The organism is Sphingomonas sp. STIS6.2 (assembly GCF_000732685.2).
Classification (GTDB): domain Bacteria; phylum Pseudomonadota; class Alphaproteobacteria; order Sphingomonadales; family Sphingomonadaceae; genus Sphingomonas; species Sphingomonas aerolata.
Window position 1 is genome coordinate 12,445 of record NZ_JPDP02000015.1, and the last position, 22,174, is coordinate 34,618.

The 22,174-nt window shown below is 65.5% G+C and carries 20 protein-coding genes; 14 read left to right on the top strand and 6 right to left on the bottom strand.

Going from position 1 to position 22,174, the window contains the following annotated elements; all coding sequences use genetic code 11:
• Positions 1-19 precede the first annotated feature (19 nt).
• The 7 genes from sphst_RS02300 (at position 20) to sphst_RS02330 (ending at position 5,583) form a co-directional block, all read left to right on the top strand.
• Positions 20-628, top strand: coding sequence for a carboxymuconolactone decarboxylase family protein (locus sphst_RS02300; protein ID WP_031396375.1), 609 nt, complete (start codon positions 20-22; stop codon positions 626-628).
• On the top strand, positions 625-1,086 hold the full coding sequence (locus sphst_RS02305; RefSeq protein WP_107045090.1) for a hypothetical protein: 462 nt from the start codon (positions 625-627) through the stop codon (positions 1,084-1,086). Before sphst_RS02300 ends, sphst_RS02305 begins: the two co-directional genes overlap by 4 nt.
• 71 nt (positions 1,087-1,157) lie before the next feature.
• Entirely contained in the window at positions 1,158-2,246 is a 1,089-nt protein-coding gene (locus tag sphst_RS02310) for a catalase family protein (RefSeq protein WP_234387264.1), read from the top strand.
• Between the two features lie 76 nt (positions 2,247-2,322).
• On the top strand, positions 2,323-3,408 hold the full coding sequence (locus sphst_RS02315) for a catalase family protein (protein ID WP_031396372.1): 1,086 nt from the start codon (positions 2,323-2,325) through the stop codon (positions 3,406-3,408).
• 37 nt (positions 3,409-3,445) lie between these two features.
• Positions 3,446-4,015: a type 1 glutamine amidotransferase domain-containing protein gene (locus sphst_RS02320; RefSeq protein WP_031396371.1), complete on the top strand. Its 570-nt coding sequence runs from the start codon at positions 3,446-3,448 to the stop codon at positions 4,013-4,015.
• The gene (locus sphst_RS02325) at positions 4,015-4,776 is read left to right on the top strand and encodes an SDR family NAD(P)-dependent oxidoreductase (protein ID WP_031396370.1); all 762 of its coding nucleotides are present in this window, start codon (positions 4,015-4,017) and stop codon (positions 4,774-4,776) included. The genes sphst_RS02320 and sphst_RS02325 overlap by 1 nt, the downstream gene beginning before the upstream one ends.
• A 96-nt stretch (positions 4,777-4,872) precedes the next feature.
• Positions 4,873-5,583, top strand: a complete 711-nt coding sequence (locus sphst_RS02330; protein ID WP_031396369.1) for an SDR family NAD(P)-dependent oxidoreductase — start codon at positions 4,873-4,875, stop codon at positions 5,581-5,583.
• Between the two features lie 64 nt (positions 5,584-5,647).
• Here the strand turns inward: sphst_RS02330 and sphst_RS02335 are convergent, their stop codons facing one another.
• Both sphst_RS02335 and sphst_RS02340 read right to left on the bottom strand, forming a co-directional pair.
• Positions 5,648-7,738, bottom strand: coding sequence for an epoxide hydrolase family protein (locus sphst_RS02335; RefSeq protein ID WP_107045091.1), 2,091 nt, complete (start codon positions 7,736-7,738; stop codon positions 5,648-5,650).
• A gap of 699 nt (positions 7,739-8,437) precedes the next feature.
• On the bottom strand, positions 8,438-9,181 hold the full coding sequence (locus tag sphst_RS02340) for a hypothetical protein (RefSeq protein WP_159043472.1): 744 nt from the start codon (positions 9,179-9,181) through the stop codon (positions 8,438-8,440).
• A 912-nt stretch (positions 9,182-10,093) separates the two neighbouring features.
• Here sphst_RS02340 and sphst_RS02345 point away from each other — a divergent pair.
• The 4 genes from sphst_RS02345 (at position 10,094) to sphst_RS02365 (ending at position 14,716) form a co-directional block, all read left to right on the top strand.
• Positions 10,094-10,495, top strand: a complete 402-nt coding sequence (locus sphst_RS02345; RefSeq protein ID WP_031393522.1) for a hypothetical protein — start codon at positions 10,094-10,096, stop codon at positions 10,493-10,495.
• Positions 10,496-10,668: 173 nt separating this feature from the next.
• The gene (locus sphst_RS02350; protein ID WP_031393523.1) at positions 10,669-10,980 is read left to right on the top strand and encodes a hypothetical protein; all 312 of its coding nucleotides are present in this window, start codon (positions 10,669-10,671) and stop codon (positions 10,978-10,980) included.
• Positions 10,981-11,434: 454 nt separating this feature from the next.
• Entirely contained in the window at positions 11,435-13,528 is a 2,094-nt protein-coding gene (locus sphst_RS02360) for a TonB-dependent siderophore receptor (protein ID WP_234387265.1), read from the top strand.
• A complete protein-coding gene (locus sphst_RS02365; protein ID WP_031395615.1) occupies positions 13,529-14,716 on the top strand; it encodes a DUF1624 domain-containing protein in 1,188 nt (395 codons plus the stop codon). It abuts the gene before it with no gap.
• Between the two features lie 63 nt (positions 14,717-14,779).
• Here sphst_RS02365 and sphst_RS02370 read toward each other — a convergent pair whose 3' ends face one another.
• Both sphst_RS02370 and sphst_RS02375 read right to left on the bottom strand, forming a co-directional pair.
• Positions 14,780-15,121 carry a PilZ domain-containing protein gene (locus sphst_RS02370; RefSeq protein WP_031395616.1) on the bottom strand — a complete coding sequence of 114 codons (342 nt, stop codon included), beginning with the start codon at positions 15,119-15,121 and terminating at the stop codon, positions 14,780-14,782.
• Positions 15,122-15,175: 54 nt separating this feature from the next.
• Positions 15,176-17,056, bottom strand: a complete 1,881-nt coding sequence (locus tag sphst_RS02375) for a methyl-accepting chemotaxis protein (protein WP_234387266.1) — start codon at positions 17,054-17,056, stop codon at positions 15,176-15,178.
• Between the two features lie 180 nt (positions 17,057-17,236).
• Between sphst_RS02375 and sphst_RS02380 the strand changes: the two genes are divergently transcribed.
• Positions 17,237-18,349: a carbohydrate porin gene (locus sphst_RS02380; RefSeq protein ID WP_234387267.1), complete on the top strand. Its 1,113-nt coding sequence runs from the start codon at positions 17,237-17,239 to the stop codon at positions 18,347-18,349.
• Positions 18,350-18,437: 88 nt separating this feature from the next.
• On the opposite strand, the gene sphst_RS02385 is transcribed toward sphst_RS02380, so the two are convergent.
• On the bottom strand, positions 18,438-20,327 hold the full coding sequence (locus tag sphst_RS02385) for a putative bifunctional diguanylate cyclase/phosphodiesterase (protein WP_159043473.1): 1,890 nt from the start codon (positions 20,325-20,327) through the stop codon (positions 18,438-18,440).
• On the bottom strand, positions 20,324-21,454 hold the full coding sequence (locus sphst_RS02390) for an FIST signal transduction protein (RefSeq protein ID WP_031395970.1): 1,131 nt from the start codon (positions 21,452-21,454) through the stop codon (positions 20,324-20,326). The genes sphst_RS02385 and sphst_RS02390 overlap by 4 nt, the downstream gene beginning before the upstream one ends.
• Before the next feature lie 211 nt (positions 21,455-21,665).
• On the opposite strand from sphst_RS02390, the gene sphst_RS02395 reads away from it, so the two are divergent.
• Complete coding sequence (locus sphst_RS02395; RefSeq protein ID WP_031395971.1) at positions 21,666-21,902, top strand: hypothetical protein; 237 nt, start codon at positions 21,666-21,668, stop codon at positions 21,900-21,902.
• Complete coding sequence (locus sphst_RS02400; RefSeq protein ID WP_051916617.1) at positions 21,902-22,156, top strand: hypothetical protein; 255 nt, start codon at positions 21,902-21,904, stop codon at positions 22,154-22,156. Before sphst_RS02395 ends, sphst_RS02400 begins: the two co-directional genes overlap by 1 nt.
• Positions 22,157-22,174: the final 18 nt, after the last annotated feature.

The following is a 22,174-nucleotide window of genomic DNA, read 5'->3' on the forward strand; positions in this document are numbered from 1 at the left end:
TGACAACGGAGAGCCAGCGATGCGTACCCCACCTTATCCGCCCGCGGACATGCCCGCGGATCTGCGTCCGCTTCACGACGAGATGGACGCTTACATCACCGAGCATCTCAAGGGCTTCGTCTCGCATCGAGCGGATGGTGCGTTGGTCGGGCCGTTCGCGCCGATGCTACGCTTTCCCGCGTTCGGTCGCGCCGCCTGGACGTATACCAAGGCGCTGATCGACAACGCGACGCTGCCCAAGGCGGCGCACGAGGTCGCGGTCCTGGCGACCGGCGCGGTCTTCAACTCGCGCTACGAACTTTACGCGCACGAGCGGGTCGGCGAGGCGGCGGGTCTGTCCCCCGAGAAGGTCGCGACGATCGCAGCCGGCCAGCGTCCTGCCGACCTGACCGAAGAGGAACAGGCCGCCTACGACGTCGCGGTCACGTTGGCGGGCGGACGGCAGCTGCCGGCCTCGACCTACGACCGTGCCGTGCGCGCGTTCGGCGAGGACCGGACGGCCGAGCTGGTCTATCTGGTCGGTGGCTATTGCCTCGTGTCGCTGCTGCTCAACGCCTACGACATGTCGGTCCCCGGTCGCGAGGAAGATCTGCCCGACGATCCCCAGGAAGAGGGAAAGCGCGCATGAACGGCAGGCGGATGGCCGGCGCGATCGCCGGCGGGTTGGTGGCCGGGCTCGGCATCACCGCGATGATGATGGCGGGCGAGAAGAAGATCGGCACGCCGTCCGAACTCACCGATCTCGAACGGGCCGGTGCGCGGCAACTCGGCGTCCGCTCCGTACCGTCGAGCGACCTGCCGGATGTAACCGAACAAGCTGTCGTCCAAGGTAGCCACCTCCTGCTCTCCGCGGCAGCCGGCGCAGTTTATGCGCTGACGGTGGACGAGGATGCAGGCGTAGTGCCGTCGGGTATCGTGTTCGGCCTAGGGTTTTACGTCGCGATGCACTGGATCACCGGGCCTCTGCTGGGGCTCAAGAAACCCGAATGGCAGGCGGACGCGGCGACGATCGGTACGCACACGATCGTCCACCTCGTCTTCGGCGTCGCGACCGCGGCCGGCGCGAAGGCAGCGGCCAACGCCTGACCGTTCCGGACTACCGACGCCCCAAAAGCGCGAACCGCGCGTTACCGCGCTGAACCACAAGGATTCCCATGTTGAAGACCCCGATCCGCTATAGCCCCGACGTCGAGACGATCGGTCCCGACGAGCAGGAGACGATCGACGGTCTCAACAAGACGTTCAGCTACATCGTCGAGAAGACGCATGAGGACCTCGGTCATGCCCAGCGCGGCGTCCATGCCAAGAGTCATGCCTTGCTCGAAGGCGAGATGGTGGTGCACGACGATCTCGCCGACGAGCAGGCGCAGGGCATTTTCGAGCGCGGGCGTCGCTACCCCGTCATCATCCGCATGTCGGCGATCCCCGGCGATCCGATCCGCGACAGCGTCTCCCTGCCGCGCGGCTTCTCGATCAAGATCATCGGCGTCGATGGCGAGCGCCTACCAGGCGCCGATGACGAGGTGACGCAGGACTTCCTGATGGCTTCGGGTGTAGCCTTCTCGAACCCGACTCCGGTCGGGTTCCTGCGCAACACAAAGCTGCTTGCTGCGACGACCAATCGCGCGGAATGGGCGAAGGAAGCGCTGTCGAAAGTGTTGCGCCCGATTGAGCAGGCGTTGGAAGCGGTCGGCGGCGAGAGCGCGTTGTTGAAGGGCTTTGGCGGCTATCCCGACACCAATCCGATCGGTGACCGCTATGGTACGCAGGCGCCGCTCCGGTTCGGAGACTATATCGCCAAGTTCGACATCGTGCCGGAATCGCCCAACTTTCGCGCGCTGTCCGACCAGAAGCTCGACGAGAGCAAGAGCCCCGACTCGATCCGCGAAGAACTGATGGCGGTCTTCGCGAACGAGGGTGGTGCCTGGACTCTCCGCGCGCAGCTTTGCCGCGACCTCGAGGAGAACCCGATCGAGGATGCCGCGACGCCGTGGCCCGAGCAGAGCAATCCCTACATCCCGGTCGCGACCATCACGGTGAAGCCGCAGAAGAGCTGGTCCGAAGAGCGCGTCACCGTGCTCAACGAACAGACCGCGTTCCGCCCCTGGCACGGCGTCGAGGCGCATCGACCGCTCGGGTCGGTCATGCGCGCGCGCCGTGCGGTGTATCCGGTGATCCAGGATCTGCGCAGCCAGTTGAACGGCTGCCCGATGCACGAGCCACGGTCGCTGCCTGCGCTCGACTGATCGGGTATGCACGGAACCGTACCGAAACGTCGCAGGGCATTCGGGTGTTAACATCCTGATCCAGCAGGAGCTTCCCATGCCCTATCTACCCTATCGCGATGACATCGAGACGCCTGAGCCCGGCGAGCAGGAAAGTATCGACGGCATTATCAAGGGGATGACGCAGGAGAGCGAGACGGTCGAGAAGCGCGACGGCCATGCGGTGCGCGCCAGCCACGCCAAGAGCACGGCCTGCGTCATCGGAACGATGGTCGTCGCCGCGGATTTGCCGCCCGAACTGGCGCAAGGGCTGTTCGCGAACCCGGGGACGTTCGACGTCGCGGTCCGCTTTGCGCAAGGGCCGGGCGAGAAGCTCGGAGACCGCGTATCGACGCACCGTGGCATGGCGATCAAGGTATTTGGTGTCGACGACGCCAAGCTGCCCGGTCACGACGCGCCGACCCAGGACTTCGTACTGGCGAGCGGCACGACGTTCCCGGCCGGCACTGCCGCCGGGTTTTTAGCGCAGGCTAAGAAGATCGGCCCGACCGTGCCGATGCCCGAAGGCGTCAAAAGCGCGGCCGCATCGATCGCGCGCAACATCAACAAGGTCCTGAACGCGGTCGGTGCCGAACCGAGCCCAACGCTGGACTTTTACGGCCATCCGTTCAGCCATCCGCTCGTCGAGACCTATTTCAGCCAATGCCCGATCCGCTACGGCGACTATGTCGCAAAACTTGGCGTGTTTCCGGTCGCGCCTGAGCAGCGTGCGCTCGACGATTGGCGGCTCGATCCGCATCAGGATGAGGATGGCTTCCGTCACGCCGCGATCGCGTATTTCGACGACAATGACGCGGTGTTTGAACTGCGCGCGCAACTCTGGGCCGATGCCGAGACGCAGCCGATCGAAGATACGTCGGTCGACTGGCCGACGCGGGTCAGCGAATACCGCACGATCGCGACGATCCGTCTGCCGCGGCAACCCGCCTATGGCCCGGATCGCGTCCGCTATTTCGACGAGGTCATGACGTTTCGCCCGGCGCACGCGCTTGAAGCGCACCGCCCGCTCGGCGGCGTGATGCGCGCACGCATGCAGGTGTACCGCGCGCTCAGCGATTTCCGCCACCGCGAGACCGGCATCGCCGCCGCGAACACCGCGGCCATCGCCGATATTCCGGCCTGATGCCGCGCTCAGCAATTCTGTTTTCGAAAGGGTACCCATGAAGCTCCAAGGCAAGACAATCGCGATCCTGATCGCACCCCGCGGCACCGAGGAACCCGAGTTCGCGCAGCCCAAGGCGGCGGTCGAGCAGGCGGGCGGCGCAGTGACCGTCATCAGCCTCAAAACCGGCGACGCGGAGACGTTCAACAACGACCTCGATCCCGGCAAGACGTTCGCCATCGACAAGGCGATCGACGACGTGTCGGCCGCCGACTTCGATGGCCTGGTAATTCCCGGCGGGTGCGTCGGCGCTGATACGCTGCGGTCGTCGGACAAGGTCGTGGCGTTCGTCCGCGATTTCTTCGCCGCCGGTAAGCCCGTCGCGGCGATCTGCCACGCGCCGTGGACGCTGATCGAAGCCGATCAGGTACGCGGTCGTACGCTCACGTCGTACCCGACGCTCGCCACCGACATCCGCAACGCGGGCGGGACCTGGGTCGATCAGGAGGTGGTCGTCGACCAGGGGCTGATCACCAGCCGCACCCCGGATGACTTGCCTGCGTTCTGTGCAAAGCTGGTCGAGGAGTTCTGCGAGGGCCAGCACGAGGCGCAGGCGGAGAACGCATGATGGCGCGTTTTGCCGACAAGGTCGTCGTGATCACCGGTGCCGCCTCGGGCATCGGCGAGGGGGCCGCGCGCCGCTTCGCCGAGGAAGGCGCGATCCTGGTACTGGGCGACATCGACACCGGCGCGCTCGGCAGGTTGGCAGCCGAACTGGGCGGCACCGTCGAGACGCGGGAAACCGACGTTACCGACCGCGCCACGTGCGAGGCGCTGGTCGAGGCGGCGATCGATCGCTTCGGTCGGATCGACGTGCTCGTCAATGACGCCGGCGTCGATCATCTCGGCAAGCTGGACGAAGGCGACTTCGCCGAATTCACCAAGGTGATCGAGACCGACCTGTACGGCGTCGTCCACATGAGCCGCGCGGCGATCGCACATCTGCGCACGTCGAAGGGCTGCATCATCAACGTGTCGTCGGTGTCGGGGCTCGGCGGCGACTGGAACCATAGCTTCTACTGCGCGGCCAAGGGTGCGGTGAGCAATTTCACACGCGCGCTGGCGATGGACGAGGCCAGGAACGGCGTGCGCGTCAATGCGGTCAACCCGTCGCTGACCTATACCGCGCTGACCGCGGGAATGAAGGAACAACCTGACCTGATCGCCAAGTTCGAGGAGCGGATCCCGATCGGACGGGGTGCCGAGCCCGTGGACATCGCCGGTGCGATCGCGTTCCTGGCGAGCGACGACGCGCGCTTCGTGACGGGCGTCAACCTGCCGGTCGACGGCGGACTGACCGCGTCCAACGGCCAACCCCCGCTGTCCTGACATCGCGAGAGCGCAGTAACGCGCTGTCGGTCCTTTTCGGAGTCCATTCGGCAATGACAACCCCCGTTACCCTCCGCGCGGAGATCGGCGCCGTCGATGTCTGACGCGCCCAAGGTCGCTATCGTCACCGGTGCCTCGCAAGGCTTGGGGGAGGGGATCGCAGACGCGTATCGCGCGCGCGGCTGGCGTGTCGTCGGCGTGTCACGATCGATCGCAGCGTTGCAATCGGACGACTGGATCACCGTTGCGGGGGACGTTGCCGATCCCGAAACCGCGAGGCGCGTCGTGATGGCCGCGCGCGACCGGTTCGGGCGAGTAGATACGCTCGTCAACAATGCCGGCGTTTTTATCGGCGAGCGCTTTACCGATTACACGGCGGAGCAGTATCGCCAGATCACGCAGACCAATCTCGACGGCTTCTTCCACATGACGCAGGCGGCGCTGCCGCTGATGGTTGAGCAGGGCAGTGGCCATATTCTGCAGATCGTCACGACGTTGGCGGAGCACGCCAATGTCGAATTCCCCTCGGTGCTGGCGTCGCTGACCAAGGGCGGGCTGGCTGCGGCGACGCGCAGCTTGGCGATCGAATATGCCTCCCGCGGCGTACGCGCCAACGCGGTGTCGCCCGGCATCACCGAAACGCCGATGCACCCTCCCGAGACGCGCGCCGGGCTCGGAGCGTTTCACCCGCTCGGTCGGATGGGCACGGTCGCGGACGTGGTCGGCGCGGTGCTGTACCTCGAGGATGCCAGTTTCGTGACCGGCGAAATACTCCACGTCGACGGTGGGCAGGTCGCCGGTCACTGACAGATCAGAAAGGTACGATCTCTGAGGGGGCCAGCGGGCGCCGAGCCCCCTAACCCCCTTGGCGCTACTGCAAGACGTGTTTGGCGAATCGGCGGACGAACGCGGCGCTGGCCTGTGGATGCGCGACCGGGAGCATATGGCCTCCGCCGGTCATCTCCAGCGTCGCGCCAGGAATTGCGGCTACTGCCTGCTCGCCATCGATCGAGGGGGCGATCACTTGGTCATCACGACCATAGAGCAACGCGACCGGGACCGTCAGCTTGGCATAGCGACTGACGATCGCGGCAAGGTCAACGTCGGCGCTGGCCAATTCAACTAGCGCAGCATTGAACGCAACCGGGCGATCGCCAAGCGCGCCGCCACCGCGCGTGCCAAAATCGGCCGGGACCGGATCGGGAGCGAAGATCTTACCCCAGCGCAGGCCATACGCCGCACGGCTGATCGGCGTGCCAAGCAGATTGGCGAAGAGCGCGCGCCCGCCAGGGTTACTTTCGATCGCGTTTGCCACCGGGACGGGCATCGATCCAGGCGGCTGCGTCATCGGCGCCAGCAGCGCGAGGCCTGCGACCGAACTAGGGCGGTGCGTGGCCACGCCGAGGGCGACCGCACCGCCCAGCGAATGACCGACGAGCAGCGGCGGACGATCGAGCGCGAGCGTGTCAATGAACCCTGCGATGATCGCCGACTGGCCTAGGATACCGGGTTGTTCGCCGGTCGGCACCGAGTAGCCCGAGCCGGGCCGGTCGACCAGGATGACACGGTACTCGTCGGCCAGCGCATCGGCGACACCGTAGGAGAAGTTGCGGAGCTGCGCGCCCAACCCGTGGATCAGGACGATCGGCGGTCCCGCACCGCGATCGACATAGTGGATCCGTGCACCCGCGACGGTGATGAAACGGCCGTCGGCGGGCACGTCCTGCTCGATCTGCTTGGTCGCCACCCGAGTGTAAACCGCGGCCGCTGCCAGCGTCGCAGCGATGATCCCAGCCGAGCGAAGTGCGATCGAGCGTTTCGGGGCGTCATCGGAAACCGATTTGGACGCAAAGAAGCGGCGCATGTCGGCGAGCAGCAGATCGGGTTGCTCCAGCGCGGCGAAGTGGCCGCCCGCGGGCATCTCGGTCCACTGGGCGATGTCATAGGTCTTTTGCGCCTGCGAGCGCGGCGGCGGCGGAAAGACCGGGTCGGGGAATGCCGCGACTCCGGTCGGTACGGTAATCCGCGCTCCCGCGGGGAAAGTGCCCGAGTCCTCGAGCATGCGGCCACGGTACATCCAGGTCGAGGTTACGAACGATCCCTCGACCAGATACAGCATGATGTTGGTAAGGAGCAGGTCCTCGTCGAACGCCTGCCACAGGTCGGGGCGGCCACGTGCGTCGCGTGGCACATCGGCCCATGCGCCGAACTTCTCCAGGATCCACGCCGCGACGCCGACCGGGCTGTCCGACATCGCCACGCCTAGCGTCTGCGGGCGCGTGCCCTGTTCCTGCGAATAGCCGGTTTCTTCCTTGGCGAGCCTGGCGCGTTTCGCGGCCCAGGCGACCTCGTCGGGCTTTTTCGGCACCGCGTCCTTGGCCTGGAGCAGCACCATGTTCAGATGGAGTCCGGCGATCGCATCGGGATGCGCGTGCGCCATCCAGCCACCGATCGCAGAACCCCAGTCCCCGCCCTGCACGAGATAGCGTCGCGTGCCGAACAGCTCGACCATAAGGCCGTGCATGAGTTCTGCGGTCTGCTTCGGTCCGATCGGGGACACGGGGCGGCCCGAAAACGCGTAGCCGGGGAGCGAGGGAACAACGACGTCGTGACCGTCGGCGACGAGCGGCGCGATCAGCGCCTCGAATTCGAGGAACGACCCCGGCCAGCCGTGCAGCAGCAGGAGCGGGGGACGTGAGCCATCGCCCCGCACATGAATGAAGTGGAGGCGCTGCCCCTGCACGTCGGCCGTAAACTGCGGAAGCATATTGAGCCGCCGCTCCTGCGCGCGCCAGTCGTAGTCCGCCAGCCAATAGTCGACGAGCCGCTTGAGATCGGCGAGGCCGACGCCTGACTGCCAGCTTCCCGCGTCCGGCATAAGGCTCCAGTCGAACGCCTCGACCTTTGCGCGGATGGCGGCGAGGCGGTCGTCGAGTACCGCTATGAAGAAGGGTTCTGCCATGTGTCGATCCTGCCGATGGGGGTAAATCTTATTTCCCCGATTGAAAGCCTAACGTCGAACGCGCGAAGGTCGCCTAAAGGCGCTTCGAGGCGAGATGAACGGGCGGCTGCTTTTGGGAAGCGGGCACGGCGGTTTGGACGTCTGGAATTGGGTCATTCTAACCCGCTAGTATCGCGCCGCTGCGCGATAAACGCGTCGATCTTCGTGCCATCCACCATGGCCGGATCTAAGAGATTGGCGGGCCCGCCTACGACCATCGTCCCCCCCCCCGGGGGGGGGGGGGCTGTAGTCCACCCGCAATTCGAGCGGCTGGCATTGCGATGAACGGGGTCGGGGAGGGCCGATCCTGCGACCCCATTAAACACGCTATTCCCCCCGCCTCGCCCGCGGTCTTTTCGTGTCGCAAAAGGTGCGATCAAACGGCCTGCGGAAACTGGCCCAGGTCCTAGGCCGCGTTGCGGTTTCGGGGGGGCTCATACGCCGGTGCAGTTTGGTGCAGATCGCGGCCTCGCAACGGGGGCGACGTGAATTAGCAGAATGGCACCGGATTTGCGCGTCCTCCCCAGGATGCACGGGACGGCGCAAGCCGGCACGCTCACCCGCGGTCGCTGGATGTTGGGCTCGTTGGGTTCGGGGCCTCAGGGGCTGGGTGGAGCATTAAACTGCGCACGCCATAGGCGTTCCTTCTATATTTAGATCTTACAGGGCCTCTGTGTGACCGCTCGGCGGATTTGCACTATCAACAAAGGCGCGGACGCGCGCGAGGATGGCGCGCAACTCGGGGCTCTGGACCTCGGCGATCACGTCGTCGACCGTCGCGGTGTCCATCTTCTTTTGGCGCGCAAGCTTCTCGGCAACAGCGCGGACGAACTCGCTCGGCTTGCGGAGCATGCGGCGAACGCACTCGCGCACCGTTGGCGGCTGTAGCAGGATGAAGGCGTTGGAGATCTGCTCGCTCTGTTGTTCGTCAGGCAGGGCGTCCTCGATCGGCACGCATCGCCGGATCCAGTCGAGGAAGCCGCACGCCTTCAGTCGATCGAGCGCCTCACCAACGGCGCTACGCGAACGGTGTATCTTGTCCGCGATCCACTGATAGGTCGGATCAAGCCGGCCGTCTTTACGGCCGCGCAGGCGAAGCAGACAGCGCAGCACTTCGAGGCCGATCGAGCCCAGGGCGCCGTTGCGCTTGCCCGGTAGCTTTGTCTCATGGTCAAACGCTTCGGCCGCGCGCATCCGCGCGTTGTGTTCGGTCTTTGGAAACGTGTTGTGCGTGCGCCAGAGGGACACCTCGGACCCACCGGCATTGTGGCTGTTGCGGCGCACTGGCGAGTTTGACCGTGCGCGGTCGCGGATGCCGGTTGTGACTTCGTTAAACGAGCGGGCGATGTTGCTCGTGCCGGAAGGAGCGCGGGCGGAAGTGGCGGCGGGCAGTGAATTCGACATCGTGTCGGCTCCCGAAGGAAGTCGATGGCAGGCATTCGGCCGTCACTTGCGACGTGGCGGCGGGTGCGGTTGCGTTGAGCCCGAAGGCTGGATGTCGAGGGTTTCCAGCTCCGGTGATTTTCCGGTGCAGCCCGCTTTTTGTTACGGGTTCCTGCGGGCTAGCGGGGGAGGGGCTCTCTTGTTCGCCGGGCAAGAACGTTGGAAATCCGAATGAAGGACTTCGTTCGTAATGCGGGGGTCACAGGTTCGAGTCCTGTAAGCGGCACCATACTACAGAAGCGCGGTTGAGCAGGGCGAATTTTAAGATTTGCTCGCGTTGCGCTTGACTTGTAGGATAATGTTGCTCAGATGTTCTCACCGCAGCAATAGGCGGGGGATGGCATGGTCCAGACATCAGGCACCATTAAGCGGACCGCATTTTCACGGTGACTACGGACGGGCATGGTGCCATCGGCGCTAGGTCCTGACGCTCTCGAACGCAAATTCAATCCATGGCATGATCCGGCGGATGGCCGGTTTACATTTGCAGGCGCGGGGCGCCATGATGGACCGACCCAAACCGATACGACGAGCGCCAGAAACGATCGTGCGCATTCTGGGAGCGGTCGCGCTCCAAGCCTAGGGGATAATCATACATCGCGGACCGCAAAACCGCCAAAGGCTGAAACGCCCCGCGCGCGATCGCTCACGGGCGACGACCCTAAATCGGTAGAACGCAGGTCGGCCAAGGTGCAGTCCACGCGGATCCCGGCAGCGCGGCCCGGTGGTCAGCCGAACCCCGTCGCCGAATTCGTTGATGGCGTCGGTCAGGGACTTTATGATGTTGGGGAAGGAACCGTGGCGGGAGTCCATGCTGCGCTAACAACAAATCCGGTAACGACTGTTCGCAACGCCGGCCGTGGCATCGCGGCCATGATCGACACCGCAATCGCTGCTGAGGATACCCCGGCCCATATCCAGGCCTCCCGCGCGGCAAGCGCCGTTGCCAACGCCTCGGCGCGGGACATCGGTCGCGCCGCAGGAAAGGTTGCTGGGAACGTCGCACTGGCGGTAGCGCCGGGGGCGGCGCTCTCCAAGGCTGCCGCATTGCGCCGACCCGCTATCGCGAGGCCGCGTATAACCTTTGACCCGCCGCAAATCGGCTGGGTCAAGGAGACGACCAAGTCAAAAAAGCCTTGGAAACCCTATAACGATTCGGCGCCCGGCGCGCGCGCCGGTCAGGCGCCAACGTTGATGCGGACGATGCCCAACGGTTCTAAGCGGCCGGTGAAGTTTGACGGCATTCAAGGCGATTATATGGTCGACCGAAAATAGGCTGTCGTAAACAGGCCTCGTTTGCGGGCCCAGATTTTGCGGCAGCCTGAGGTATCAGCACAACACCGTCTGATCGGGACGTGGGAGGTCCCTACGCCTGTCGAGAAAACCAAGGCACTGAAACTGCCCAAGCAGATGAGCATCACGAACATCCACGTAAGGGTTGTGAAGCCATGATCGCTATGCAGGTTGCAGAAATTATCGCGGAGTATGCCGTGTTCCTCGAACTGACCGAAGACGAGGAACTTAACCCTGACGCCGCCGTGAAGATGATGGAAGCCTTAGCTAGCCATCTTCAAGAGATGGACAAGGGATTTCTCCGTGAGCTCGTGGATGCGTTTCCGATCATAGCGGAAGAATATAGTAGCGAGGCGCAAGAGGTGGTGCGCAACATATCTTATGGCTATTATCTTGAAGAGGCTCTTGCATTTGACGACCCGGTCAAGCTGGCTACATTGGAAGCGTTGCGCGACGCGAGGGGCTGAGCGGCCGTCGCTGTGACCCATGAAAACTTCTAAATCCCACTTCGTAGCGCCGCGGTTGCGCGCGAGCGTCGTGAGGCTGTGGCGCAATAGGTACGAGCGCCACTCGCGGCCCTTCAGCAGTCCGAGCTTCGTAAGCATGGTGTCCCAGGCCCGGTCGACATCCTGCACCGCTCGCCCGTGGTAATTGACCAGCCAGCCGCGGCCGGCGCGGTCCCTCAATTTGATTTACGTGAGGTCGCGTATTCGGCCCATAGCCAGCGATCGAGCGTCAGAAGGACGGGCAGCAAAGCTCGATGCTTCTTGTTTTGCGTCCCGCCCTGCAGGTTCAGGTCGATCGTTCGTACACCTGGCCACCATTGCAGACTGCCGCGTTGCCATCGCGGAGTGGCAACGTTAGGAGACAACATATCATCGCATATGAGGAAGTCTCTTGGCACGCTGGACGATGCGGACTGTGACACGATTATCGGGCGGGGATGTGCCGCTTCGGCTGCGGCACACGCTTGGCGCGATCGGGATGATGGCAGGGTCGCCAGTGGTTGCGCAGGCCGTGGAGGAGCCGGCGGAGCGGAACGAGATCGTCGTGCTCGGGACCCGGACGTCGCGGGACGCGACGCTTTCCTCCGATCGCGCGACCGAAGTGATGTCGCAATCGAGCCGGTCACTCGAACAGGACATCCTGCGTGCGGCGGGGACGTACCGGTTGAGCGACGCGCTGGAATTGGTGAGCGGCAGCAGCCAGCAGAATAATCGCGGGGGCTTTGCCGACAATTTCGCGATCCGCGGCTTCCTGAGCACCGCCGATGGCGGCGGCGAATATTATACCGATGGCTTCATCGCCAATCGCGGCAGCGCCCCCGCGCGGGACCCCGCGACCATCGAGCGCATCGAGATCCTCAAGGGCCCCGCCGGCGCCGTCTTTGGCGATATCGATCCCGCCGGACGGGTCAATATGGTCAGCAAGACGCCGCGTTTTGCATCCCAGGCGTCGGCCTCGCTGAACTATGGTTCGTTCGACACGCGCCGCATCGAACTCGACGCGACGGGGCCGCTGACCGGGACGCTCGCCGCGCGGATCGTGGTCGCGACCGAAGACAGCGACGGCTACCGCGATTTCGTCACGGTGAAGCGCCGCGTCGTGTCCCCGTCGCTGACCTTCCGGCCGAGCGACGCCGTACAGCTCACCTATCTTGCCCAGCATATCGTCTATGACGCGCCGTTCGATCGCGGTGTGGCGGCGGTCGATGGCGATCCGCTCGCGCTGCCGGCGTCGCGGTTCCTCGGCGAACCCTCGAACAGGCCGACGCGCGCACGCGACACCCGCCACCAGCTGACCGGCGAAGCGCGGCTGGGTGGGACATGGTCGCTCGTCGGCGGCGTCGCCTATCGGACCGGCACGTTGCGGGGCTTTTCGGCGGATCCGTCGCGCGTCGTCGACGGACACACGCTGTGGCGGCAGCGTCGCGAACGGGGTTACGAAGTCGAGGATCTGTCCGCGCGTCTCGAAGTGCGCGGCGAAGTGCACGCCCTCGGGCTCCATCGTCCGAGCCTGGGCATCAAAGGCTACACGCTCGACTATCTCGAATTGCTGAACCGGCGAAATCCGACCGCCGCCAATCCCTATGCGATCGACGTCTTCAACCCCGTCTATGGCGAGACACAGGCCTTGCCGCTCCTGCCCAGTATCGATCAGCGCGAAACGCGACGCGTGGTGTCGCTCTACGCACAGGACGCCTGGGCGGTGACCGATCGGCTCGATCTCGTCGGTGGCGTCCGCCTCGACGGCTATCGGCAGCAGCTCGCGCGCAATCTCGTCAAGGCGACGACCGTGTCCAGGGGGCGCCCGGTCAATTTCCGCCTCGGCGCGCGCTATGCCGTCACCGACGCGCTCTCGGTCCACACCAACTGGGGTGAGTCGTTCCAGCTGAATTCCGGCAGTGGTGCGGGGGGTGTCGCGTTCGCCCCCGAACAGGGGCATGGCTATGAAATCGGCGCGGCGGGCCGCTGGCGCGGTATCGATGTCGGCCTGACCTGGTTCGATATCAAAAAGGGCAACGTCCTCACGACGGATCCGAACGACGCCAATTTCCTGGCGCCGGTGGGATCGCTGACGAGCCGCGGCGTCGAATTCGATGCGTCGCTGCGGCTTGCCGCGCGGTGGCAGGCGGTGGTGAACTATGCCTGGACGCGGGCGCGCACCGACGATCGGTCGTTCGCCACGCCGCTGGCGCTGAACGTCCCCGATCATTCGGCGACGGCCTTCATCGTGCACCGCTTCGATCCCGGAACCGGCCGGGACTGGCAGATCAGCGGCGGTGTCGCCTATGTCGGCAAGCGGTCCGGCGCGACCGACGCCAGCGGGCTCATGCTGCCCGATTATGTGAAGGTGAAGGCGTCCGCCGACATTCCGCTATCGAGTTCGCTGACGGTCCGCGCCGAGGTCGATAACCTGTTCGACGAGCGCTACGCGCAAAGCTCGTACAATTCGGTCTGGATCTATCCAGGCGCGTCACGCACCGTGCGCGCGTCGCTGCGAGCGGAATTCTGAATGGCGATAATGACGGACCAGACGCGCGCTGCCGCACCCGATCGCAATATCCCGCGCAGGCGACTGGAGAGCATCGACGCGGTGCGCGGGATCGTGATGATCCTGATGCTGCTCGACCATCTGCGCGAGACATGGCTTGTCCTCGTTCCCATGCCCGATCCGGTGGATGCGAACACGGTCATGCCGGCACTCGCGATCGCGCGCTTCGCCGCCAGCTTCTGCGCGCCGATCTTCGTCGCGCTGACCGGCCTTTCCGCCTATCTCTTCGGCGTCAGCCACACGCCGCGCGAAACCGCCGCCTTCCTGGCAAAGCGCGGCGTGCTGCTGATGGCGATCGACGTGCTGTACCTCTCACCACTTTATTGGGGGGTGGTGCCGCAGCCGACCTTCTGGCTGCAGGTGATCTGGTGCCTCGGCCTGTGCATGATCCTGCTCGCCGGGCTGATACGGCTCCCCCGGCCGGCACGGATCGCCTTGGGACTCGTGCTGGTGTGTGGCCACAATCTGCTCGATCCCGTTCGACTGCACCAGGGGGACACGCTGTTTCCGGTCTGGGCGTTGCTGCACCAGCGCGACGTCATCGCCCTGCCGTTCGGGTTCCTGGCCAGGACGACCTATCCGATCCTTCCGTGGCTGGGGGTCATGCTGCTCGGTCACGCGATCGGGCCGTGGTTTGACCGCATGGTCGAATCCGCGCAGCGCTGGCGATATCTGACGCGGCTCGGCATCGGGATGATCGTCGGCTTCATCACGCTGCGCGCGTTCAACCTCTATGGCGACGCGCCCTGGCATGTGGTCGACAACAGCCCGCTGCGGACGGCGATCAGCTTCCTGTCGATGACGAAATATCCGCCGTCGCTCCTGTTCCTGCTGCCGACCCTGGGCGGCGGAGCGCTGCTGCTGGCGCAATGCGAGCGACTGGCGAGCTCACGGCTTGTCTCCGGTCTGGCCGTCTTTGGCGCCGCACCGATGTTCTTCTATCTGTTTCATCTCACCATGCTGCGCATCCTCTATCACGCGGCGCTGGCGTGGTGGGGGCCGACCGACGGCGCGGTCTTCATGGTCGATGGCTATGCCTGGGTGCTCATATGGTACGTCGCCCTGATCATGCCGTTTGCGCTTCCGACGATGTGGTTCGCACGGTTGAAGCAGCGTCGTCGGGATATTGCGTGGCTGCGGTTTTTCTGATGGCAGGTCCGCATCGGTGCGGTGACGACGCGATCACGCGGCCCCCGCCGGGCATGCCGCAGCTCAGGCGGCGTGTCTGACGGCCATCGCGACGATATGTTCGATCACCTGTTCGGGAATCGGGTTGGCGACCTCCAGCCCGAATCCCCCGAGATAGGACCACGCCACCCAACCGGGATATTGGGCGAGCCCGGGTATGTCGAGCGAGAGAAACCGACCGATCGTGACGCCATATTCGGACTGGATATTGAAACCCCGGGACGAGACATTCTGAACGATCGCCGCGTGTGTGTCGCCGAAGCCGGTGACGATCGTCACGGGGAGGCTGATCGCACGACGCGTGCAATTGCGTCGATCGAGCAGATCGTGGCTGATGTCGCTGGCGAGGCGGCGGTAGGTCTTCATACGCCACATCTAGGCCATCAACCCTAATGCCGCGTTAAGCACGCGTCGCTCGCGTCAAAAGGCGGCGAACCCGCAATCCGCGTCCTCGTCGATACCAACCGGGGCGGGGGGCGTGGTGGTCGCCGATGGAGACGAGCGCAGGCGCGTGTCGCCCTGTAGGTCCGGTCGTTCGATCATCTGCCGAAATGCCCCGGCGCCACGCTGCGCGCCCTCGATGCGGAATTTCGCCGCCTGGTCCGACAGCGCTGCGACTTCGGCGGTCAGGTTGCGCGCCGCCGCGGAGGTCTGTTCGACCATCGCCGCATTCTGCTGCGTTGCCTGGTCCATCGCACCGACCGCCATGCTGACCTCGGTAATCGCGCTCGACTGAGCACGATTGTCGTCCGCGATCCCGGCGAGCAGCGTGTGCACGCCGCGCACATCCGTCGAGATCGCCGACAGCGCACCATCGACCCGCTGCACGCGTTCCACCGCGGTGCCGATATCGGCCTGCGTCGCGGTCAGCTGGTCGCGCGCGCGTCCGGCTTCCTCCTCGGCTCGCATGGCGAGCGCGGACACGAGGTCGGCGACGACCGCAAACCCACGGCCCGCCTCGCCGGCACGCCCTGCCTCGACCGCGGCATTCATCGCCAGCACGCGCGTCTGGAACGCGATCTTGTCGAGTCCTTCGATCACGCTGTCGATCCCGGTCGCGCTTTCGCTGACCCGGGTCATCGCCTGGACCGCCTCGTCCGCGATCCTGCGCCCGTCCGCCACGGTGGTGATCGCGCCGTCCGCCCGCTCGACGGTCTGGCCCGCGGCGACCGCCGTAGCCTTGAGGCGCTGATCCATCTGCGCGATCGCGGCCGCGGTCTGCTCGAGGCTGGCCGCGTTGCTTTCGGTGCGCCGGGCGAGATCCTCGCTGGCCTGCGCGATCTCCTGTGATCCGGTCCGGATCATCATCGCCCCTTGCGCGACCGATCCGATCAGCCCGCGCAGGCTGGCGAGCGCGCTGTTGAAGTTGCTCTTGAGCCCGGTGAACGGCGCATGCAGGTCCGCGACCACCTCGGCAGTCAGATCGCCCTGCGCCAGCGCGGTGAGGCCGGTGCCCAGGCTGTCGACGATCAGCGCGGCCTGTGCCTGTTTCGCGGCCTCGGCCTCCTGAAGCTGGTTGCGGAACGCCAGCATCGCCTTCGCCATGTCGCCCAGTTCATCGCTGCGATCCGCGCCGGTCACCTCGGCGGCGAGATTGCCGTCGCCGAGTGCGCGCATCGTGCCGGCAAGGACCACGATCGGCTGCACGACCCGGCGCTGTGCGACCATCACGAACGCCAGCGTTCCGGCAATGCCGACCGCCAGCGTGATGGCGAGCAGGATCATCGCGATCGTGCCGAGCTGCTCCGCTTTCTCGGCGGACCGTGTCGAATTCGTCTCGATCGCATCCGACGCCGTGCCCATCGACACTTCGAGCACGCGGAACTGATCGAAGAACCCGGGCAGCATCGCACGCGCGGCGACCGGATCGCGGCCGACGCGATCGATGACCTGCGTCGCGACGCGGACATAGGCTTCCATCGGCGCCGCCAGCCTGGACGTTACCGCGGCGACCGCGGCGTCGCCGGTGTACGCCGAATCCGCTGCGATCCCTTCGCGCAGGGCGACGAGATGCTCGCGGAAATCCTTCTGGATATCATCCGGCTTGATCGCGCTGCCGGGCTCCGCCGCCTGGAATGTGGCGAGCACGTCGCTGCGGATCGCGTCGTGCATCATGTCCGCGCCCTGGTGATTGGAAAGCAGCGTCGTCGCATCGGTCAGGCGGTGCAGCGCGGCGCTCTGCATCCACGCCGCGCCGATGCCGGTCACACCGCAGAGCAGCATCAGTCCGAACAGGACCATGCCCGCCATCCGGATCATACGGGTCAGCGACATCGCATCACGCGACCGGGACTTCGTCATCATAGTTTTGCTGGCCTGTTTCGTACTGGGACACATTTCGACTTCTATAATAGGCGGGAATGCAGTGCTCGGAGGTGGCGCGTGGATATTATGACGGTGCCTCGACTGGTCGGACCCGCCCTATTACTGTCCGCGGCCTGGACGTTACCTGCCTGGGGGCAGTCCGGCCCGCCAGAAGTCGTGCAAGACCCCCCGCCACGGGCCGTCGCGATCACGGGACGCTATGTCGTCGATCTCATGGGCAACGTCGCTGGCGGCGACGCGCGGGGCGCGCGGGTGCTCGATAATTTCGAGGTCACGGCCGATGGCGACCTCGCCCGGCTGGCCGGCTGGCGCGGCGCGCGCGCGCATCTCCATGTACTCAGCAATCAGGGGGGATCGATCAATGCGCTGGCGGGGACGGTGCAGGGCGTCGACAATATCGAGGTCGCTGACAGCCGCGTGAAGCTGTACGAGGCGTGGGTCGAACAGGATCTTGCGGGTGGGCGCGCCGCGCTGCTGGTCGGGCTGTCCGATCTGAACGTCGACTTCTACCAGAATGATTCCGCGGGCATGCTGGTCGCGCCGGCGTTCGGCATCGGCTCGGAGCTCGCGGCGACGGGGCCCAACGGGCCCTCGATCTTCCCCTCGACCGCGCTGACGATGCGACTGAAGACGTCCATCGGCACATCTGGCTATTTCCACGCTGCCGTCGTGAATGCGAGGGCAGGGGTGTTGGGCGATACGACGGGGATCGACCTCGGAATGCACGACGGCGCGCTTCTGATCGCGGAGGCCGGGACACGCGCCAACGGCAAGCTTGCGTTCGGTGCGTGGCGATACACACGGCAGCAGGACGACATGCGGGCGTGCGACGGCAACGGCGATCCGGTCAAACGGACGGCGATCGGCGCCTATGTGCTGGTCGATCAGCGGCTGGTCGGTGACGACGGCCGGGGCATTGATCTGTTCCTGCGCGCGGGCATATCGGACGGGAAGACGACGCCGTTTCGCGGCGGTTTTCAAACCGGGCTGCTCGCACGCGGCCTCGTTCCCGGACGGCCCGACGGGCAATTCTCGATCGGCGTCGCGCAGGGCCTGTTATCGCAGGCTCTCCGTCAGACGGTGCGCGATGCGGGCGATCGCGCCGATGCCGCGGAGACGGGCATCGAGATCACCTATCAGGATCGGGCGGCGCCCTTCCTCGCGGTCCAGCCCGACGTGCAATATGTTCGCCGCGCCTATGCCGGCGCAGGCCGCCGGTCGGCGTTCGTGGTCGGGCTGCGGCTGATCGCCGAATTTTCACGTCGCTGACGGTCAGCCTCATCGCGGCTCCTGCGGGTCCCCGGGGACTGGCGTTGCCGTGAGCAACGGCCAGCCGCGTCCGATCCGCGCAGCTCGCTCAGGCGGCCTGTGAGTGAAGCGCGTGCATGCGAGAGACGAAGGGAAGCGTTTCGACGAACGGCACGGGGCGGCTGAAATAATAGCCCTGCGCGCTGTCGCACTTCTCAGCGACCAGGATATTCAACTGGTCGAGCGTCTCGACCCCCTCGGCGGTCGACAGGATCCCGAGGCTCCCGCAGAGCCCCGTCACCGCACGCACGATCGCCAGGCTGTCGCTGTTGGTGCCGAGATCGCGGACGAACGACTGATCGATCTTGACCCGGTCGAACGGGAAATTGCGGATATGGCTCAGCGACGAATAGCCCGTGCCGAAATCATCGAGCGAGATGAGCACGCCCAGTTGCTTGATGTCACGCAACTGTTTCAGGACGCTCGCCGTGTCGTCGAGCATCGCGCTTTCGGTGATTTCCAGTTCCAGGCGACGCGGATCGAGGCCGCTGACACGCAGCGCGTGTGCGACGACCGCCGGCAGCGTCCCCGACTTGAACTGCAGCGCCGAGAGATTGACCGCGATCTTGACGCTGTCCGGCCAGCATGCCGCATCCCGACAGGCGCGCGTCAGGACGAATTCGCCGACCGCGCCGATCAGCCCGATCTCCTCGCACACGCTGAAGAATTCGTTCGGGGGGATGATGCCGCGCTCGGGATGATACCAGCGTGCGAGTGCCTCAAAGCCGACCACCGCATGCGTGCCGATCGCGACCTGCGGCTGGTAGTGAACCTCGAACTCTTCTGATTTCAGTGCACGGCGCAGTTCGATCTCGAGCTCGCGCCGGCGGGTTGCGAAGACGTGCATGTCGGGCGTGTAGAAACAATAATTGCCGCGCCCGCCCGCCTTGGCGCTGTACAGTGCGAGATCGGCATCGCGGAGCATCACGTTGGGGTCGAGCGCGTCGACCTCGACCATGGTGACGCCGATGCTCGCGCCGATCTGGATATGGTGACCACCAATCTCAAAGGGTTGCGTCAGTGCCTCGATGATGCGGCGGCACAGTTGCTCGATCGCATGGTCCGACGTGACATGCTGGACGAGGACCGAGAATTCGTCGCCGCCCAGCCGGGTCACGACGTCATGATGACGGACCAGCGTGACGAGACGCGATGCCACCGCGACGAGCAGCGCGTCGCCGACCGGGTGGCCGAGCGTGTCGTTGACGAGCTTGAACCGGTCGAGGTCGAGACACAGCATCGCGCAACGATCACCGCTGCGGGCGTTGCGCATCATCTCGTCGAGCCGTTCGCGCAGCATGGTACGGTTGGGAAGATCGGTCAGGGCATCGTGCCGCGCCAGATGCGCGAGGCGCGCGGACGCGTTGCGCGCTTCGGTGACGTCGGCAACGGTGTCGAGAAAGCCGCCATCGACCAGCCGGGTGCGCTCGATCGTGATGGTCCGTCCATCCGGCCAGCGCTGTTCGATCCTCGCGCCATAGGCGGAGGCCGCGCCGTCATATTCCTCGACCAGTCGACGATGCTCGTCGGCCGTGCTGACCGACAGACAGGGACTGTTGCTCAGCAGCTGGTCGAGCGTCAGGCCGGGAACGGCATGATCGAGCCCGTAGATGTCGAGGAACCGCTGATTGGTCAGCACCAGCCGCCGGGACGCATCGAACAACGCGAGCCCCTGGTTCATGTTGTCGAGCGCGGCCTTGAACCGCAGATTCTGAAGCGCGCTTTCCGCCAGCGCGACCTCCAGTTCCTGCGCCATCAGGCGGTTCGCGCGATCCGATCGCCGCCGGTCGACATCGGTTTCGGCATAGGTCGCCGACACCAGCGCGAGCAGGCGATCCGTGTCGATCCCGCCGTCGGGCCGTCGCGCGCGTTCCGCCTGGCGTGCCGCGATCCGGTGGAGCACCGGCGGCTCGGTAGTGATCGGGGGCGGGGGCTTCACGCACATTCCCCGATCAGCGTGATCGTCATCGTCTGATTGTGGAGGCACGGCACCGCGGTCTGATTTTGCGGCGCGATCTCGCCATAGGAATAGAAACCCGCCAGCGCGATGTCCGGGCCGAGCGCGGCGGCGACCGCGGCGATTTCCTCTTCGGTGCGCTGGCCCATCAGCAGCCGCCGCCCTACACAGCTGATCGCGAGGCAGGCAGAGGGTGACGTACCCCATGCGGTCGTCTGCTCGAGCGCGTGGTGCGCCGCGGTCGAGGCGCCGTTGATCAGCTCGTCGAACATCCCGCGCATCAGCCGTGCCTTCCACCCCTGCGGCATGTCGCCGGCAAAGGTCAGCGTCCCGGCGTCACGGTCGATGGCGAGCAATGTGCGGACGACGCGAACATCGGGGTGGGCGGGATCCCAGATCTCGAGAGGATAGAGCAGCCCCGATGCAGGCAGATCCACCGCCTCCTCACCGAGATAGCGCTCGTACAGTGCGAGCGCCGGCTCGCCGTCGAGTCCGCGCAGTACCGATCCCGCCGCATCGTTGATCGTGCGTACGGGGCCGAAGGGCTGCCAGCCTCCCGCGCTGCCATGCGCGAACCGGACATGGTCGCCGTAGAAGCCGATGGCGGCGACGACGTCTGCGTGGTGTTCGCCGCGTGCCAGGATCCGCGTGTCCGCAAATCGCGCGCCATCGCCCGCCAGCCCGCCGCTCAGCGCGACGTGATCGCCAATCACCGTGCGCAGACCGGCGACGAGGGCGCTGCCATTGACGTTCAGGCCGTTCGACAGGACGAATATCCCCGACAGCCCGTCGCCCCCGAGCTCCTTGCCAAGCGCGGCACCGGCTGAAAACGACAGGCCTGACGACGGCAGCGGCTGGACCGCGAGGCGCAGCTCGGTCCGGTCGAATCCCATGCCGAGGATGACGACCCCGTCGTCGTCGAGCCGATCACCTTCGACCATCGTCCCCGAACTGCAGCCGACGATCATCGCGGTGTCGTAGCGGTGCGCGAGACGGTCGATGAGCGTGCAATCGGCAAGGCGGTCGGTCGGGCCGAACACGATCACCAGATCGGGCGCCGCTGGAAACATCGCCGATACGCTGTTCGCGTTGATTTGCTTCGACCACATGAGCGCCGTCCCGGAAATGGCAGTGAACGCTGCTTGTGCCGGTGGACTGGTTTCCGGCCTGTTGCCGGCGACCTAAGGGAAACCCCTTAGTCAGTGTGCCGATTCCTCCAGCCCGGAGCTGACCGATCGCACATGAACGGCCCAAGCCCATTGAGAACGAAACAGGAACAGGATAGACGTGCCGTCATCGAGTCGGCAGGAGGATCAGGCGATGGACAGGGACGATGACGGGGTTGAAACGACGCGCGAGACATTCGGCAGGTGGCTGCTGAAACAGCGCGATCGCGGCGACTGGATCGATCCGGTCGCGGATGCAGCACGCGCCGATCGTCAGTTTCCGAAGAACGGCGACCCGGAAGCCGTACGCAAGCGCCTGCGCGAGATGTCGGCGGATGGCGATGCGTTCGCGGCGATTGACGATGCCGAAATGGACTGGATGGTGCAGTAATGGGCGCGCGACTTCGCCTGGCGCTGGTGCCGGCAGATCCGCGGCAGGCGTTGCGCCAGCTGGCCGACGAGCGCGGAGAGAGCCTTTCCGCTTTGTCGCGCATGATCGACCGGTCGCCCGGCTATCTGGCGCGCTTCATCAGCGAGGGGCGTCCGGCGGCCCTGACCAGCGACAACCACCAGCGGCTCTGCACGTATCTCGGCGCGGGGGAGTTCGGGCTCGGGATTCGCGACATCTGGGTTCCACGCACGTGACGCGGCGCTGCATCGGGC